The 16,229-nt window shown below is 61.6% G+C and carries 14 protein-coding genes; 5 read left to right on the top strand and 9 right to left on the bottom strand.

Annotation, left to right across the window (positions count from 1 at the left end):
- Positions 1-60: 60 nt before the first annotated feature.
- From EPD66_RS20480 to EPD66_RS20445, 9 genes are all read right to left on the bottom strand, one after another.
- On the bottom strand, positions 61-975 hold the full coding sequence (locus EPD66_RS20480; RefSeq protein ID WP_221931062.1) for an ABC transporter ATP-binding protein: 915 nt from the start codon (positions 973-975) through the stop codon (positions 61-63).
- Positions 976-988: 13 nt separating this feature from the next.
- Positions 989-1,267, bottom strand: coding sequence for a hypothetical protein (locus EPD66_RS20475; protein WP_142850396.1), 279 nt, complete (start codon positions 1,265-1,267; stop codon positions 989-991).
- A 119-nt stretch (positions 1,268-1,386) separates the two neighbouring features.
- The gene (locus EPD66_RS20470) at positions 1,387-1,656 is read right to left on the bottom strand and encodes a TonB-dependent receptor (protein ID WP_185961537.1); all 270 of its coding nucleotides are present in this window, start codon (positions 1,654-1,656) and stop codon (positions 1,387-1,389) included.
- 141 nt (positions 1,657-1,797) lie between these two features.
- Positions 1,798-2,847, bottom strand: a complete 1,050-nt coding sequence (locus tag EPD66_RS20465; protein ID WP_142850394.1) for an iron chelate uptake ABC transporter family permease subunit — start codon at positions 2,845-2,847, stop codon at positions 1,798-1,800.
- Positions 2,844-3,803, bottom strand: coding sequence for an iron ABC transporter permease (locus EPD66_RS20460; protein WP_221931061.1), 960 nt, complete (start codon positions 3,801-3,803; stop codon positions 2,844-2,846). The genes EPD66_RS20465 and EPD66_RS20460 overlap by 4 nt, the downstream gene beginning before the upstream one ends.
- Positions 3,804-3,909: 106 nt before the next feature.
- Positions 3,910-4,899: a Fe2+-enterobactin ABC transporter substrate-binding protein gene (gene fepB / locus EPD66_RS20455; RefSeq protein ID WP_142850392.1), complete on the bottom strand. Its 990-nt coding sequence runs from the start codon at positions 4,897-4,899 to the stop codon at positions 3,910-3,912.
- A gap of 135 nt (positions 4,900-5,034) precedes the next feature.
- A complete protein-coding gene (locus tag EPD66_RS20450) occupies positions 5,035-6,048 on the bottom strand; it encodes a condensation domain-containing protein (RefSeq protein ID WP_221931060.1) in 1,014 nt (337 codons plus the stop codon).
- On the bottom strand, positions 6,011-6,370 hold the full coding sequence (locus tag EPD66_RS24415) for a hypothetical protein (RefSeq protein ID WP_221931059.1): 360 nt from the start codon (positions 6,368-6,370) through the stop codon (positions 6,011-6,013). The genes EPD66_RS20450 and EPD66_RS24415 overlap by 38 nt, the downstream gene beginning before the upstream one ends.
- A gap of 41 nt (positions 6,371-6,411) precedes the next feature.
- Complete coding sequence (locus EPD66_RS20445; RefSeq protein WP_221931058.1) at positions 6,412-10,824, bottom strand: amino acid adenylation domain-containing protein; 4,413 nt, start codon at positions 10,822-10,824, stop codon at positions 6,412-6,414.
- A 237-nt stretch (positions 10,825-11,061) separates the two neighbouring features.
- Here EPD66_RS20445 and EPD66_RS20440 point away from each other — a divergent pair, with 237 nt between their 5' ends.
- From EPD66_RS20440 to EPD66_RS20420, 5 genes are all read left to right on the top strand, one after another.
- Positions 11,062-12,117 carry an isochorismate synthase MenF gene (locus EPD66_RS20440; RefSeq protein WP_221931057.1) on the top strand — a complete coding sequence of 352 codons (1,056 nt, stop codon included), beginning with the start codon at positions 11,062-11,064 and terminating at the stop codon, positions 12,115-12,117.
- The gene (locus tag EPD66_RS20435) at positions 12,117-13,727 is read left to right on the top strand and encodes a (2,3-dihydroxybenzoyl)adenylate synthase (RefSeq protein ID WP_185961536.1); all 1,611 of its coding nucleotides are present in this window, start codon (positions 12,117-12,119) and stop codon (positions 13,725-13,727) included. Before EPD66_RS20440 ends, EPD66_RS20435 begins: the two co-directional genes overlap by 1 nt.
- A 22-nt stretch (positions 13,728-13,749) precedes the next feature.
- Positions 13,750-14,619: an isochorismatase family protein gene (locus tag EPD66_RS20430; protein WP_142850388.1), complete on the top strand. Its 870-nt coding sequence runs from the start codon at positions 13,750-13,752 to the stop codon at positions 14,617-14,619.
- The gene (gene dhbA / locus EPD66_RS20425; protein WP_304650115.1) at positions 14,606-15,394 is read left to right on the top strand and encodes a 2,3-dihydro-2,3-dihydroxybenzoate dehydrogenase; all 789 of its coding nucleotides are present in this window, start codon (positions 14,606-14,608) and stop codon (positions 15,392-15,394) included. The genes EPD66_RS20430 and dhbA overlap by 14 nt, the downstream gene beginning before the upstream one ends.
- An 82-nt stretch (positions 15,395-15,476) precedes the next feature.
- Entirely contained in the window at positions 15,477-16,109 is a 633-nt protein-coding gene (locus EPD66_RS20420; RefSeq protein WP_142850387.1) for a 4'-phosphopantetheinyl transferase, read from the top strand.
- Positions 16,110-16,229: the final 120 nt, after the last annotated feature.

Here is a 16,229-nt window from a genome sequence, read left to right as displayed (position 1 = left end):
GATCGCATTTTGTCTGGTCCAGCGGCAGTCATCTCGTCTCGGCTGCCGTTGCCGATAGGGTCAGCGATCCGCATGCCGTTCTTTCTCCAGGGGCTGACTTTCCGGGATCTGGCGATCTTCCAGGGAGAGCTGCGCTCGCGAGGAACGGCCACGTGGGATCATCAGAGGCGTATGGCTCACGGGATCTTCGATGATCACACTGTCCAGTCCGAAAACCTCCGAGACCAATTCCTCCGTCATCAGTTTCGCTGGATCGCCTTCGGCGACGATGTTTCCATTTGCCATGACGATCAGGTGATCTGCGTAGCGGCAGGCCTGATTGAGGTCGTGCAAGACGGCGATAAGCGTGTGGTTGGCAGTGCGGTTGAGGTTGCGGAACAGCTCCAGCAGGTCGATCTGATGGGCGATGTCCAGGAAAGTCGTTGGTTCGTCGAGCAATAGCAGCGGCGTCTGCTGTGCCAGCACCATCGCTACCCATACCCGCTGTCGCTGGCCGCCCGAAAGCTGATCGACCTGGCACTCGGCCAGTTCCGCGACGCCGGTTGCGGTCATGGCCTGCTCCACGGCCTTGGCGTCCTCCTCGCTCCACTGGCGAGACAGCCCCTGATGTGGATAGCGTCCCCGGGCTACCAGATCGATAACGGTGATGCCGGAGGGGGCTTGGGAACTCTGCGGCAGGAGGCCCATCTGCTGGGCAAGCTGGCGCGTGGGCACGCGGTGGATGTCCTTTCCATCCAGATAAACCTGTTCGGCCAGCGGCTGCATGAGCCGGCACAGGCTGCGCAGCAGAGTGGATTTGCCACAGCCATTGGGGCCGACGATTGCGGTAAACCGGGCGTCGGGGACGCTGACGGAAAGATTCTCGCAGATGACGCGCTGCCCATAGCCAAGGCGCAACCTCTCTGCCAAGAGGCGGCAGGGCGCCCGGGCGTTGGAGCGGGATTTGGAGGGGCCGAACATGCCGAGTTCTGCCATGCTGCCCTTTTCCTCAGAAGATTGATGGCCGCAGCGCTGCCAACGGCGATGTGGCGTCGGCGGTGACGAAGCGGGCCAACGTCGCGCTGGTGGTTTTCCGGATGGCTTCGACTTGTGACGTGTCGTAATGGTCGGAGCGGTAGCGCATATTGAGATGCGGCACGTGGTGCAACATCGTTTCGATCGCCGTCTCCAGCCTTGCCCAAGACTCGGGCGAACGGCTCGGTCGGAGCCATGAGCGCTCTTCATGCTCGCTTGGTTTCAAGGCCGGTTGCGGACCGACTGCCGCCATCCTGTCCGAAGTTCCCACCTTCTTGGTCTCCCGTTATTCGGCGAGCATCAGAGGCTGCAGGCCTTCGGTACGAAAGGTCTGCAGCCTCGGCCGGCCTCCTTGTGTGATCGGAAGAGGAGTTAGAACCGCAATTCCAGAGATGCGCCGAATATGCGCGGACGCTGGAGAAGGGGGGGTGTTTCGTCGTTATTGAACACCAGCAGCCGGTCGTCCGAGTCGAACAGGTTCTCGACGAATACGGCGGCGCGGCCGGAACCGAAATCATAGCCCAGTTGGGCGTTTGCCAGCCAATGCGCCTTGAGCTTGCCGCGAGGGTCGTTGTCCACGGCCGAATAGTAGGCGCCGGTATAGGTGACGTTGCCGCTGAGATCAAAATTCTCGGCGAACATCCACGCAGCCCCCCATGGCGGCAGTGAGTTTCGGGGCGCGGGGCAGGTCACTTCCTTCGATGTCAAAGCCATCATTCGCAATAACGTTTGGGGGCGGAATTCTGTTTCCTGATTAGAGACGAGGAAGGAATAGCCGAGTTCTCAGAATTGCCGGGATCGGGTCAACAGCCAGACGAGATAGAGGCCGCCGACGATCCCGGTCATGCGTCCGATGGGAACGCTGACCGGCAGGGGCAGCGACTGGGTCAGCAGATCGGCAGCGAGCAACAGGAAGCCGCCCATCAGCCCGGCAGAGAGGACCGGTAGACCAGTGCCGCGGCACAGGCGGAGGGCCAGTTGCGGGGCGGCAAGGGCGATGAAGGCGATAGGTCCGGCGGCACCGACGGCCAAAGCCGCCAGGACGACGGCGGCGAAGATCATGGAGAGGCGAACCCGCTCGACATGAATTCCCAATTGGCTGGCGATATCGTCACCCATCTCGATCATCCTGAGGGCCGATGCGCCGATGGCGATCACCGGTACCAGTAGGAGGACGCCGAAGATCACCGGTACCACATGCGCCCAGGTCCGCGCGTGTAGGGAACCGGCAAGCCAGAGATTGGCCATAACTGCGTTGTCCAGGTTGCCGCGCACCAGCATCAGCCCGTTCAGGGCACTGAGTACCGCCCCCACGCCGATGCCGGTGAGAATGAGCCGGTAACTGCCGACCACGCCGCCATGACGTGCAAGGACATAGACCATCACCGCCGTAAGTACGCCGCCCATTACTGCAGCCAGGGCAACCTGCATCGCCCCCGGGTCGAACAGCATGATCTGGGCGAGTGCGCCTGTCGCCGCACCGGTAGTGAAGCCGATGACGTCCGGCGAGCCCAAGGCGTTGCGCGAAATGGATTGGAAAACGGCACCGGAAACGCCCAGGGCCGCCCCGACAAAAAATGCCGCCATCACCCGCGGCAGCCGAATGTTGAGAATGATGTGGTCGCGCAGCCCGCCTTCCCCCTTGCCCAGCAGAGCGGCGAAGACGTGAGCGAGGCGTATATCCATCTTGCCGAGGGTCAGCGTCAGGAAGGCCGACAGCAGGATGAGAAGGACCAGGACCGTGCAGACGGTGAGGGCGCGCGGCGAGTAGAGCAGGGACCAGCGGCCCAGGCGCCAAACCCGTACAGGAAGGGCGATGGCGTTTTCCTTCATAGACGCACCATCCGCCAGCGCCGTACCAGGAGGATGAAGAACGGCCCGCCGATCAGGGCAACCATGATGCCGACGGCTACCTCGCCCGGATGGCCGGCGAAGCGTCCCAGGACATCGGCTCCGACGACCATCAATGCCGAAAACAGCATCGAGAACGGCAGCAGCCAGCGATGATCGGGGCCAACGACGAAGCGGGCGACATGGGGTGCCGTCAGGCCGACGAAGCTGATCGGCCCGGCCGCAGCGGTCGCGGTTCCGGACAGGATGATGACGATCAGGGCCGAGAAGATCCATACCGTCCGGGGACTGGCGCCCAGGGCCTTGCCGGTGTCATGCCCAAGGGCGACGGTATCGAGCATCCGGGCCAGCCCGAAGGATGCCGCCAGCGCCAGTGCGGAGAGCAGGGCGGCCGGCAGCAGGACATCGGTCCCCCGTCCCTGCAAGGATCCCACGACCCAGTGGCGGAACTGGTCGAAGACCTGTTCGTCGCTGTTGACGGTGATGATCTGTGTCAGTGCCAGCAGCACGACGCTGAGGGCAGATCCCGCCAATACCAGCCGCACCGGATTGAGGCCGTGTCGGATGCCGCCCAGCAGATAGACTCCGGCACCCGCCAGGGCTGCGCCGACCAAGCCGAACCACATATATCCGGTTACGTCGATGATGCCGAAAAAGGCGATTGCCACCACGATGGCCAAGGTGGCCCCCGCATTGACACCGAGAATGCCGGGATCGGCGAGCGGGTTGCGCGTCAGCGCCTGCATGATCGCTCCGGCCACGCCCAGCGCACAGCCGACCACGATACCCAGCAAGGCGCGCGGCACACGTAGATGGCGAACGAGCAGATGTTCGCTGCTGGCGGGGTCGAAGGCGGTAAGAGCCTCCAGCGTGACGCGCGGCGGGATTGATCGGGTGCCGACAAAGATGCTGATGACGGATATCAGGATTAGCAGCATTGTGCAGAGGATCAGTCCCCAACGGCGGCGCCTGATGCGGAGGATGCGCGATTCCTCGTGTCCCCGTTCTGGTCCGTGCGTCGGAACGGCGTGAAGTGCCAATGGACTAGTTTCGGCCATCGGAGATGCGGCGGTCGCTGGCGAAGCGTGCGACGATGCCGTCGACGATTTCACGGGCGCTGAAGAAATCGATGCGGAACGAATTCACGCCCAGGCCATAGACCTGGCCGTTGCGGACCGCCGGCAGGTTGGCCAGGATCGGGTCGCGCATGAACGCCGCGGCCCGGTCGTCGTCGGCACTGAGCAGGAAGGTGGTCGGCGCCTTCAGCTCGGTCAGGTGCTCGTACTGGGCGCGGATGAAGTCATTGCTGGGATTGCCATCGCTCTGCCAGCTCCGTGGCGGCGACTCGATCGTGAACCCCAGCGCACCGAGCAGCCTGCCGTGGACGCCCTCGCTGGTGGCGACCGGATTGAGCGTCCCTGGCCCGTTATAGCTGATGATGTTGGTCAATCCCGGAGGGACCGAAATCTTCGCCCGTGCTTCGGCGAGATAGGCCTCGAATGCGGCCAGCTTGTCCTTCACCTGCGCTTCCAGCCCGGTGGCTTGACCGATCAGCAGGGCGAGTTCCTGCCATGTTTGCCCGCCGTAATCCAGGACAATGGTGGGCGCGATTTGCCGCAATTCACTCAGTTGTGGCAGGGCGGAATCGGCACCGCTGGACGATACGACGATCAGGTCGGGAGCGATGGCATAGGCGGCTTCCAGATCCACACTGCCAGCAGGCCACAGCTTTTCCACGCCGCGCGCTTCCGCGATCCCGGCCCATTGGTCGAAGAAGTGACCATTGACCGTGGTCGCACTGGCGACCAGCGGTGCATCGACGGCGAGCAATGTTCCGGTGATCGTGACCGAGGTGGAAAGAATGCGCTGTGGCTGGAGGGAAATAGTGGTCCGGCTTCCATCGGCATTGACCAAGCTGCGCGGCCAAGCCGCCTGGGATTGGTCGCTCTGTCCAGCATAAGCCGTCGTCCCGACTGTCAGGACGGAGAGAACCAGCATCCGGCAGAGCAGGACCAGTCTCTTCCCAATTCGCATACTTTCCTCGGGTTCATGACAATCGAAGAGCCGCTTCAGGCACAAAGCCTACAGGCGATATGGAGGGTGAGATTATCGCAGAAGTAGTCCAGGCATCAATATGATATTGAGTCTCATTCTCATACATTGGTGTCTTTACGGACAAAGTGTCTCCAGTCTGCGATGCAGGGAACCGGGCTTCAAGGCGTGGGAAAGAAATGCCGGCAGGTCGAGCCGGTGCCGCGCAAAGTCCTCCAGGTTTGTCATGGCTGGGTCTGCATCGATATCCACCATCAGCTCAGCTCCGTCGCTGTGGCTGTGGTAGGTGATGTTGAACCCGTCGCCGTAGCCGCTGGAGAGTATCTCGCGCGTCACCCTGCAGTTTGTGAACTGCGGGGGATCAAAGGGGAGTACATTCACCAGAGGAGAAAAGAAGTAGCGGCGACCTTGCCCTAGCCGCTGATCGAGAGCGATCTGCTCAATGCGGTAGCGGCTGTGGGCCCGCTGTTCGCGCAGGGCGCCGGCCTGTCGGCGCAGGAACATGCCCAGCGTCTCTTCCTGCCGGATATCGATCCACAGGGGCAGGATGTTCACCACCATTGCCGGCATGTATGCGCCGACGCTGCCCCAGCGGCTCATGAGCGGCAGCCACAGCGGGAGGAGGGACCCGTTGCCGGAGCGCGCCGCTGGCAGGTGCTGGTACAGGTAGGCGCCGGATAATAAGATCAGCAGGTCCGGCCAGCCGATCCCGGTTTCGTTCGCCAACTGGCGTAGAAGTTGGCTTATGGTTGGGGACAGGGAGCTTTCATGGTGTAGTCCGCCGCCTCCATAGCCCTCCTGATCCTTGTGCAGCGATGGCAACCGGCCTTGTTCCAGGTAATTCTTCCAGTATAGGCGGTCGGTTGCGAATCTCGGGCTGGTGCAGTAGCGCTTTTCTTCGGCAAGGTAACTGGCGAAGGGATGAAATGGTGGGCCAGCATCGCCGCGTCCGAGGAAGTGCATGTAGAGCCGGGCACAGCGCTGTTCCAGCAGCATCATGGCATACCCATCAAGAATGATGTGGTGGCCGCGGATGTACCAAAGATAGCGCTCGGCTCCAACCCGGATCAGCCACTGTTCCACCAGGGGCCCATCAAGCAGTTCGAGATAGGCCTCGACGTCGGCTTGCATCAGTGAGCGGGCTCTCGGAGAGCGGATCATCGCAGCCGCGCAGGTCGAGCAACTTCGGCATCGGGGCGCGGTCCGGGTCACATTGCTGCAAAGGAACGGTTGCGCCGGGGGGCACGTGAAATCGCACGGAAAGGACGTCCGCCTCGCGGGCGGTACGGCTGATCGCCTGGCATAGGGCGTCCTGGTTCACCTCGCCCTGGAAGTCGAGGCAATGCGCCACGGTAGAAAGCGGCCGTCCCGGATTCAGGATGAACTCTTCCCAGAAATCCAACTGCGCCAAGGTGAGCGGCAACCACTCGCCGCTTGGTTCGATTGCTGACATGCTTCGTCCCTATGTATTGATGAGAACGGGCGGGCGGCGGATCAGCCTTGGGGCACGTTCTGAAGTAGGGCCTGTACCTGTCGTGCATTGCGGCAGCGGGCCAGGAGGCCGGGTGACAGGTCGACGCCGAACGCTTCGCGCAGGCCTGTGGCGATGGAGCGAAGATGAGACGGCAGAAGACCGAGGTCGAGAAAGGCGGTCTCTTCGCCTACGTCTTCACGATGCTGTTTGCCGATGACACCTAGGTAGATGCCGAGGATCTGCTGGGCGTGTGTGGGGGGCTGTGCCGATATGGCGTCGGGCGCTGGACTTGCTCCGGCTCCTGTGAACAGCAACGTGCGAGCACGGGCCCGATCAGGCTTGCCGTTGCCCGTTAATGGCAGTTCCGGAACCCTCAGAAAGCGGCTAGGCACGTGGGAGTCAGGCAACTGGTGGCGAGCGAAGCTGCGCAGTTCGGCCACTGGCATCTCGGCTCCGACATATAGCGCACCCAGGGCTATCTCGCCTGTGCGCGCATCACCGAAGTCGGTTACCAGAATGCTCTGGATGTTTTCGTGCTTGGACAGTTCGTTTTCGATATCCGGTAGCGAAATCCTGACCCCGCGCACTTTCACATAACCGTTGACCCGACCGGCAAACAGGAGGGTGCCGTCCTCGCGATAGCGGCCCAGATCGCCGGTGCGGAACGCCTGTATCGGCCTGTTGTGCTCGTTAAGGATGGTCACGAAGTCAGACCGTGTGAGAACTCCGTCTTCCAGGTAGCCGAGAGACAAGCTGACTCCGGCAGTGTGGATTCTTCCCACGACACCGGCCGGGCAGTGCTCTCCTGCATCGTTCAGGAGGTAATAGCGGCTGCCTGGCAGGGGGCGGCCGTAGGGAATGATTGCTTCGTCCTCAGCCGTGATCTCATGCCAGATGCTCCAGATGGTTGTTTCGGTGGGGCCGCCCAGCGAGAACAACCGGCATTCGGGCAGAATGGTGCGCAAGGCTGCAATAGTAGCCGGCTTGATGTAATCCCCTCCTTGGGCGATCAGCCGTAGCGAGCGAAGTTCGTCGCTCTGGCGACATGTCAGGAGCATCTCGAGAATCGCCGGAACCGAGCACCACACGGTCACCCCGTATCGCTGCACGAGGCGGTTCCACGCCACGGCATCCTTTTCTTCGCCGGGGGCGGGTAGAACGAGGGTGGCACCAGCGCTCAATGCGCCAAAAACATCGAACACGGACATGTCGTGATGCAGCGGCGTCACCGAGATGAAGACATCCTGCGGCCCGACCTGCCAGAGCGTCTGCGTGTGCCCGATGACATTGGAGGTGGCCCGGTTGCACAATACAACGCATTTCGGCTTGCCGGTGGTGCCGGAGGTGAAGAGATAGTAGGCCGCGTTCTCGCTCCGGCTCAACTCGGCCAAAGACTGAGAGTTGACCGGGTATTCCGACGCAATGGAATATACCAGCATCTGTGGTGCGACCATTTCCAGGCCGTCGATGTTTTCTTCGCCGACTACTAGGTCGGGACGGCACGTATCCAGTAGAACGCGCAGCCGGTCTGGCGGCGAACCGGCATCCACCGGCACCCAAAGGATCCCCAGCAATGCGCAGGCAAGTGTGACCGTCACGTGCTCCGGGCCACGTGGCAGACAGATCGCTACGATGTTGCCCTTACGGAGTCCACGCTGGTCGAGGCCATGCATGATGGCAGCGACATTGCGGCCCAACTGTCCGTAGGAGATGTGATTCTTGCCGCAGATCAGGGCGGTCTTATCGGCACCCGTCTCGAACAGGTGCTGGGCGATGCGCTGAAGAAAGCTGCTGCAGATGAAATCCTCTTCTTTGCCGTTATGCCGGTAATGGGCGTGGTCGATGAAATCCCGTGCCTGGAGGTCCAGCACTCCGCGGCGAGCAACGGCTTCCAGGGCTTTGCCCATAGCGTGAAGCAAGTCCCGCACCAGTGCGGGAGACAGCGCCTGTTCGGCATAATCGATGCACAGTTCGAGATTGTCCCACTCATCCAACGTCAGGCGAATGTCCATTGCCGTTTGCGGCGTTTGCGTCAGGCCCCCCTGGAGCCGGACGGGGCCATCTGGTCTCAGCTTCGGCCAGGACAACGCATTGGTCAGCACCACCGGTAGCGGTGGGCCGTCCGGGTGACGGCTGAGCAGCAGGCGATTGAGGTCGACGCCTGAAAATGCCAAATGCTCCAGGCCTTCAAGTATACTCGTCTGTACACGGCGTGCGCGGTCTTCCAGACTGCCGCTGGTCGGGTCGTACAGGAGGGGGATGAAGCTTGATGCGTTGCTCAGCTGTCCAGCCTGGGGAAGAGCCACTGGCACGGCGACGCACATGGTTCCTTCCTCGCACCAGCGCGCCAGGACATCAAGGATGAGCGTCGAGAGAATCGCATTGCGGAACAGTCCATGCTGTGCGCCCAGGCGGCTCAGCGCCGTCAGATGCTCCCGAGGTATCATGAGATGCTCCCGACGGTACCGCGAGGCCTTGATGCTTGCCAGCGGCTTGAGCCAAGGTAACCGCATTGGACCCGTGAAAGACTGAAGTCTGGCGGTCCAATAGGCGGCATCGGTATCACGGTTGCCGGCATCGATTCGGATCGCCTCTCCGGCGGGAACCGGTGCCGGGAAATCCTGTTCCGCGAGAAGCTCGGTCAGGATGGCGGCGATTCCCTGACCATCGAGAATCAGGGCGTCGAACCGTGCGAATAGCACATGGCTGTCCGCCGCGTCAGGGGGAAGCTGGATCAGCAACAGATGCCATGGGGAACGAGATGGATCGCACAGGCGGTGGGTGTAATCCTCGCGCAGGGTGTCAACCTGTTGCCAGGCCTCGGCAGGCGTCAGTACCCGTAGGTCCAACTCTTCCAGATTTGTCACGGGATCCGGATCGACCCGTTGGACAAGCCGATCTTCGTCGATGCGGGTACGCAGGGCATCGTGCCGTCGTACCAACCGGGCGAGACGTCGGCGTAGTTCTTCTGTGACGATGCGGCCCCGGTATTCGCGGAACTCTTGCATGGCCACGCCTCCGAGCGGCAGGTGCTCTCGGCGTCCCATGAGGTAGGCCTGTTGCAACGGAGTCAGGGGCGTTTCCATGATGGTTTTCGCAACGCGCCTTTCATGGAGGATGGGAAAGGCCTGAACGAGCGGTGTTGTCAATCGGTCCGAAGAGCCGACGACCAGACGCAGGCAGGTCAAATAGTCCTCAAAGAACGGTTGCACCCACGATGTGGGCAAAGCGTCCAGACGGACATCCCAGTTGACAAGAATACCGCCGTCGACCGCTGCAGCCTGGGCATCCAGGGCGACTTGGGGGGCTTGGGAAATGACCCAGGTCATCTCGCCGAATCTGCGGGTAACCCGCTCCGAGAACAACTCGCCCCCGGGCATGTTCAAACCGGAGGTGAAAACCACCGGGGCCAGTTGCATTCCGCCTTGCTGCCGGGACAGGTTGCGCATGACGCTGACCCCCGGATAGACCGCATGTGAGATGAGTTGCGCCAATTCGCCGGCGATGCACTGGCAGAGCTCGAGCAGGGATTGTTTGGCATCAAGATCCACTCCAAGGATCAGCAACTCGGAAAAGTCCCCCAACAATCTGTCCACGTCTTCAAGACAGCGATGGCGATAGAACATGGGGACGTTCAGCCGGAAACGTTGCGCGCCGGTGTGAGTGCCCAGCGTCAGGGCGAACAGGGCCAGCATCAATGTGGAGAGGGTCACACCGTGTCTTCTGGCGGCATGTTCGAGTGCTTGGCGTTCTGTCGCTTCGAGCCGCGCAGCGAAACGCTCGCTACGAATAGGCGTTGTTTCCATGGCATCTCGCCATGGGAGGGGCGGCGCCGGTGGCATCTGGGCCAGGCGCGCCTGCCACCATTGTCGGTCCTGGTCGCGGCGCTGCGCTGCGTCGGGCTTGGTGCGCAGACAGGAGAGGTAGTCGAAGTAGGAGACCGACGGTGGCTGGTTGGCCAGCATAGGCTCCTCGTAGAAGCGTGCCAGGTCCTCCATGAGCACGCGGAAGCTCGACGGGTCTGCAGCGATCATGTCCAGATCGACATGAAGCCTGAAGCGTCCGTCGGGAAGTAGCGAGAGGCTCAGGTCGATTGCCTCGCCCTCTCCAAGATTGAGACGCTGGTGGGTCTTGGCCTCCCGCTTGGCCGTCAGTGCATGGGAGAGGGAAGCATCATCAAGGTGACAAAGATTCTCGACCACCAGTCCGTGCCGTTCTTCCAGCGGACGGATCGTTTGCAGGCCGTCGGCGTCAACACTCAGGCGAAGCATGCCATGTGTCTGAAACAGGGCTCGGACCGCGCGACGCAGGCGCGCCACATCAATGCCGCAGCCGTCGAACTCCGCATACAGGTGCGCGGCGACACCTCCTAACGGCCCGGCTGCATGCCGACCGACCCAATAGGCGGCTTGCATCGCTGTCAGATCCCTCATGGTTTTGTGAGTCCCGTATTGACAACCCATAGATGAATGTACTTCCTTAATTGCGAATGTCTATCATTTTCATTCTCAACGCGAGGGCAGCCCATGCGGAGCAGTGCCGAAAGTGTGCAACAGGCGTTGGAACCGTTATCGGATAGCAACAAGTTGCTCTTTACCTCGGGATCACAGGAATTGCGGGCCTGGGGGATCGCCCAGTGGATCAGTGTCCCCGCCCGTGGGGGAGAGGAGATGGAGGGAGCGTTCCAGCGTGCCATTCGGGACGCCTTCGAACAGGCTTTCCATGCCGGCCAGGATAACCCTCTGGTCATTGGTGCCATCCCCTTCGATCTCGCCGAGCCCTCCTATCTCTACGTCCCGAGACGTTACGAATGGCGACAACGTCCGGAACTGCCCGGATCGGCCTCCAGTGAGGCGGTGATGCCGCATCTGCTTGATCAGCGGAGCATCCCTGACGAGCAGGGTTTTAAGGCAGCCGTCACCCATGCCATTGCCAATTTCCGCCACAGCGACATCCGCAAGGCCGTGCTGTCGGTGTCCCATGAGCTCCGCTTTTCTGCTCCCGTGGATATCGACCGGCTGCTGATGAGTCTGCGTGCCCAGAATCCCGAGGGCTACCAGTTCCGCGTGCCGCTGCCCGATGGGGCAGAGTTGATCGGCGTGAGCCCTGAACTGCTGCTGCGCAAGCGGGGAGGACGCATCCAATCCAATCCGTTGGCTGGTTCTGCCAAGCGTCAGCCTCACCCGGACCAGGATCGCGCTGCGGCCGAGCGTCTGGAACGCTCGCCGAAGGATCAGTATGAGCATCGTCTGGTGGTCGATGAGGTCAGACGTGTGCTGGAACCGCATTGCCTTGAATTGGATATCCCCGAGCAGCCTTCGCTGCTCGGCACTCCTGCGCTCTGGCATCTGTCCACCCAGGTGGACGGCCTGCTGTGGGACGCCCGCACCACCGTCCTGCAACTGGCCTGCCGCCTGCATCCCACGCCGGCCGTGTGCGGTTTTCCTACCGAACGGGCGCGCAAGCTGATCAATCTGGTCGAACCCTTCGAGCGCGGAGTATTCACCGGGATGGTGGGGTGGTGCGATGCCAATGGGGATGGCGAATGGGTCGTGACCATCCGGTGCGGCACAGTCAAGCGAGACATTGTGCGTCTGTTCGCCGGCGCCGGAATCGTCGAAGCTTCCGAGCCGGAGGCCGAATGGGCGGAAATCCAGGCCAAGTTAAGCACAATGCTCAGCGCTTGCGGCCTCAGGCAGCGTACTGAAGCGGGGGTGGCGTCGTGATGATCGACTACGTCCGCTGGCCGGAAGAGTTTTCCCGCTATTACCGGCAGCGCGGTTACTGGCTGGACCAGCCGTTGACGCGCGGGTTCGACGAACAGGTGCGCACGCGTCCCGAGGCAATTGCACTTATATGCGGCGAACGTCAATACAGCTATGCAGACCTGGAGCGATTGGCGAACAACCTGGCTGCACGGCTGAGTGCCCAGGGGCTGGGACAGGGCGACACCGCATTGGTGCAACTGCCGAATGTGGCCGAGTTCTATCTGGTCTTTTTTGCCTTGCTCAAGATCGGCGTGGCGCCGGTGAATGCATTGTTCAGCCATCGGCGGTTGGAACTGAGCTCCTATGCCCAGCAAATCCAGCCACGTCTGGTGATCGCCTCGCGCCGTCACGAGCTATTCGAGGACGATGTCTTCCTCGCCGAACTGGCGAAGCTCTCCCCAAATCTCTCACTAGCTTTGCTGCTTGGCGAGCCGGAGGCCGACCGCAGTCTCGACCATTGGCTCGCTTCACCGCTGGGACGGCTTAGCCGAGGCCGCCCGTCGCCCCCGGATGAAGTCGCCTTCTTTCAACTCTCCGGCGGCAGTACCGGCACACCGAAGCTGATTCCACGTACGCACAACGATTACGACTACAGTATCCGGGCCAGTGCCGAGATTTGTGGTTTGACGCCCCGCACCCGTTTCCTCTGTGCTTTGCCGGCGGCACACAATTTCCCCCTGAGTTCTCCTGGAGCATTGGGTGTGTTTCATGCCGGGGGCTGCGTGGTCATGGCGCCAAATCCGGAGCCGCTCACTTGTTTCCTCCTGATCGAGCGTCATGCGGTGGACATGGTTGCTCTGGTGCCTCCGGCGGTGGCCCTTTGGTTGCGGGCCGCGCCTGGACGCCAACAGGCCCTGCGCTCGCTGCGCCTATTGCAGGTAGGAGGAGCAAGCTTTTCCGAGGCGCATGCCAGACAGGTGCCGGCCGTGCTGGGCTGTGCCGTGCAGCAGGTGTTCGGGATGGCGGAGGGATTGGTCAATTACACACGCTTGGATGACGACGACGAACGAATCTTCACCACGCAAGGGCGGCCGATCTGCCCGGACGACGAGATAAGGGTGGTTGATGACCAGGGACGCGAGGTGCCGGACGGTACTGCTGGCCTGCTTGCCACGCGTGGTCCCTATACTTTCCGCGGGTATTACCGCAGTCCGGATCATAACGCCCGGGTGTTCGACGCGGACGGGTTCTACTACACCGGCGATCTCGTTCAGCGGAGCGCCGATGGCTACCTGCGCGTGGTCGGGCGGGTCAAGGACCAGATCAACCGCGGCGGCGAAAAGATCGCTGCGGAAGAGATCGAAAACCTGCTGTTGCTTCATCCAGATGTAAGCCATGCAGCGCTGGTGGCGATTAATGATCCACTAATGGGTGAGAAAAGCTGCGCCTTTATCGTCGCTAAGCAGGCCCTGCGTCCCTCCGCACTGCGTCAACACCTGCTTACACTCGGCGTGGCCGAATTCAAGCTGCCGGACCGTTTCCGCTTTGTTGACGCTCTGCCTCTGACACCGGTTGGCAAGATCGACAAATGCCGCCTGCGTGACCGGGCAGAGCCAACTTCCTTTTGAGCCTTCGAAGCGAGGAATCACCATGGCCATTCCGCATCTTGCCGATTATCCCATGCCGAAGGTCGACGCCTTCCCGGCCAACCGGGTGTTCTGGCAGCCGGACCCTTCCCGCGCGGTGCTGCTCGTGCATGACATGCAGCGATACTTTCTTGGTTTCTACGAACCTGATAGCGCCTTGATCCGGCGGCTGATCGACAATCTGGTCAGCCTGCGGCGATGGGCCGACGCGCATCGCATTCCTGTGGTTTATACCGCTCAGCCCCACCAGCAATCGCCTGCCGAACGCGCATTGCTCAACGACATGTGGGGCCCGGGTCTCACTGCCGTCGAGTCGGATATGCAGAGGGTGGTGGACGAACTCGCGCCTAACGACAGCGACACGGTACTGGTCAAATGGCGCTACAGCGCTTTCCAACGGTCCGACCTCGCGAATCTTCTGAAGAGATGGGGGCGCGACCAACTCATCATCGGTGGTGTCTATGCACATATCGGCTGCTTGGTTACAGCGCTGGATGCCTTCATGAACGACATTCAGCCTTTTCTGGTGGGAGATGCCGTCGCTGACTTTTCCGAGGCCGACCACCACATGGCGTTGCGCTACGTAGCGACGCGCTGCGGTCGGGTAATCGACACTGCCGCCCTGGTCGGCGTCGGAACTGGCGAGCCAAGCCGGGAGTGGCTGCTGGCGCGCGTGCGCCAGCTGATCGACGACGAGGGTGATATCGATCTCGACGAGAATCTTCTCTGCTACGGCCTCGACTCCATTCAAGTGATGACCTTGGCCGGTGAATTGCGGGAGCGCGGCATACAAGTGAGCTTCGAGGATCTGGCGCGGGCTCCTACTGTCAACGCATGGTGCGCGCTTATCGAAAGCCAGCGTGCTGCCGCTTGATCTGTCGGGAGTCCGTTCCATGCCACAAGAGGAATTCGCTGGTAAGCGCGTGCTAGTGACCGGCGCTGCGAGCGGCATCGGTCGGTGCGTCGCCGAACGCTTTCATGCTTACGGTGCCGAAGTGATCGGTCTGGATCTCAATCTTCCCGATGAGAGGATATCCTATCGTCTGCTCCCCCTCGACCTGCGTGACCCGGTGCAGGTCGAAGCGGTCAGCCTCCGTTTACAGGAGGAGTGTCAGCGGCTTGATGTACTGGTAAACGCTGCCGGGATCCTGCGGCTGGGAGCCGCCGAATCTCTGTCCGACGCAGACTGGCACGATTGCCTGGGCGTCAACGTCAGTGGACCATTCTACCTGCTTCGCCAGTGGATTTCGTTATTCAAGCGGCAGCGTCACGGCGTGGTGGTCACTGTTGCTTCCAATGCCGCTCATGTGCCGCGAGTCGGCATGGCGGCCTATTGTGCCTCCAAGGCGGCGCTGGTGAGCCTGAGCCATTGTGTCGGCTTGGAACTGGCACCTTATGGCGTGCGCTGCAATGTGGTTTCTCCAGGTTCCACCGTCACGCCAATGTTGGATGCGATGTGTCCGACCCCTGCGGACCGCCAGCGTTTGTTGGACGGACTGCCTGAACTTTACAAGCTTGGCATTCCCCTTGGCAAACTGGCGACTACGGAAGATATCGCCGAAGCCGTGCTATTCCTCGCTTCGGAACGGGCTGGTCATATCACTCTTCAGGATATGGTCGTCGACGGCGGGGCGACGCTGGGTGCTTGAGCGGTTCCCGGGCCTTGAGCCTGACTCACTCTGGATACCCAAGGCGGTATGGCCTTGGGATGACGAGCCTGCGGGATGCCGATTGGTCGCCACCTGCTTCACGACGGATCCGGAGCAGTGGAGACAGGCCGGTATTGTCATCCCGTCGGAGCTTGAGCGCGCCATGCCTCGGCGGATAGCGGAGTTCATGGCGGGGCGACGCTGCGCGCAGGAAGCGCTGCTGTTGCTGACAGGGCGTTCAGAGGCTCCCGCAAGGGGGGTGGATCGGGCGCCCCTCTGGCCTAAGGGGGTGGTGGGTTCCATCACTCATTGCGGCCTTCATGCATTGGCCTTGGCCGGACACGCGCATGAGTATCTGGGGCTGGGAATCGATCTGGAGAGACTGCTTGAACGCCGAGAAGCGCATACGGTCGCGCCGCTGATCATGACCGGCGGTGAGCAGAGACGTTGGGGCCATGCGGCAGAATCGTTTCTCGTCACCTTGGTTTTTTGTGCAAAGGAGAGCCTGTTCAAGGCGCTTTACCCGCTGGTCCGCCGCACATTCTATTTTGACGCCGCTGAATTGCTCGATTGGGACCCGCAGGGAAGAGCAAGATTACGGCTTTGCACTGACCTGGGCGAGCGCTGGGTGGCGGGCACGGTGCTAGAGGTTCGTCACTGCCTGTTCAAAGGACACCTGCTTACCCGGGTGTCATTACCTCAAGTCGACAGATGAGCGGTGGGGGCAACCTAGGATGAAGGAAAATATTGATAACGAGAATCATTTTCATTAAGATGCCCGGTGCATACTCTCGCCATTTCCTGGATCCGGTGGCGGCTGCCATACGCTCTTAAC

Origin of the sequence: Telmatospirillum sp. J64-1, from assembly GCF_006980715.1 — a bacterium.
Lineage (GTDB): Bacteria > Pseudomonadota > Alphaproteobacteria > Rhodospirillales > Magnetospirillaceae > Oleiliquidispirillum > Oleiliquidispirillum nitrogeniifigens.
This window is presented reverse-complemented; position numbering and strand designations above follow the sequence as displayed.

Bases quoted from the DNA above. Each gene is read 5' to 3' on its own strand.
- EPD66_RS20435 (WP_185961536.1), top strand. From the start codon at position 12,117: ATGATCGACTACGTCCGCTGGCCGGAAGAGTTTTCCCGCTATTACCGG.
- EPD66_RS20465 (WP_142850394.1), bottom strand. From the start codon at position 2,847: ATGAAGGAAAACGCCATCGCCCTTCCTGTACGGGTTTGGCGCCTGGGC.
- EPD66_RS24415 (WP_221931059.1), bottom strand. From the start codon at position 6,370: ATGTCAGCAATCGAACCAAGCGGCGAGTGGTTGCCGCTCACCTTGGCG.
- EPD66_RS20470 (WP_185961537.1), bottom strand. From the start codon at position 1,656: ATGTTCGCCGAGAATTTTGATCTCAGCGGCAACGTCACCTATACCGGC.
- EPD66_RS20460 (WP_221931061.1), bottom strand. From the start codon at position 3,803: ATGCTGCTAATCCTGATATCCGTCATCAGCATCTTTGTCGGCACCCGA.
- EPD66_RS20450 (WP_221931060.1), bottom strand. From the start codon at position 6,048: ATGCAAGCCGACGTCGAGGCCTATCTCGAACTGCTTGATGGGCCCCTG.
- fepB (WP_142850392.1), bottom strand. From the start codon at position 4,899: ATGCGAATTGGGAAGAGACTGGTCCTGCTCTGCCGGATGCTGGTTCTC.
- EPD66_RS20445 (WP_221931058.1), bottom strand. From the start codon at position 10,824: ATGAGGGATCTGACAGCGATGCAAGCCGCCTATTGGGTCGGTCGGCAT.
- EPD66_RS20475 (WP_142850396.1), bottom strand. From the start codon at position 1,267: ATGGCGGCAGTCGGTCCGCAACCGGCCTTGAAACCAAGCGAGCATGAA.
- EPD66_RS20430 (WP_142850388.1), top strand. From the start codon at position 13,750: ATGGCCATTCCGCATCTTGCCGATTATCCCATGCCGAAGGTCGACGCC.
- EPD66_RS20440 (WP_221931057.1), top strand. From the start codon at position 11,062: ATGGAGGGAGCGTTCCAGCGTGCCATTCGGGACGCCTTCGAACAGGCT.
- EPD66_RS20480 (WP_221931062.1), bottom strand. From the start codon at position 975: ATGGCAGAACTCGGCATGTTCGGCCCCTCCAAATCCCGCTCCAACGCC.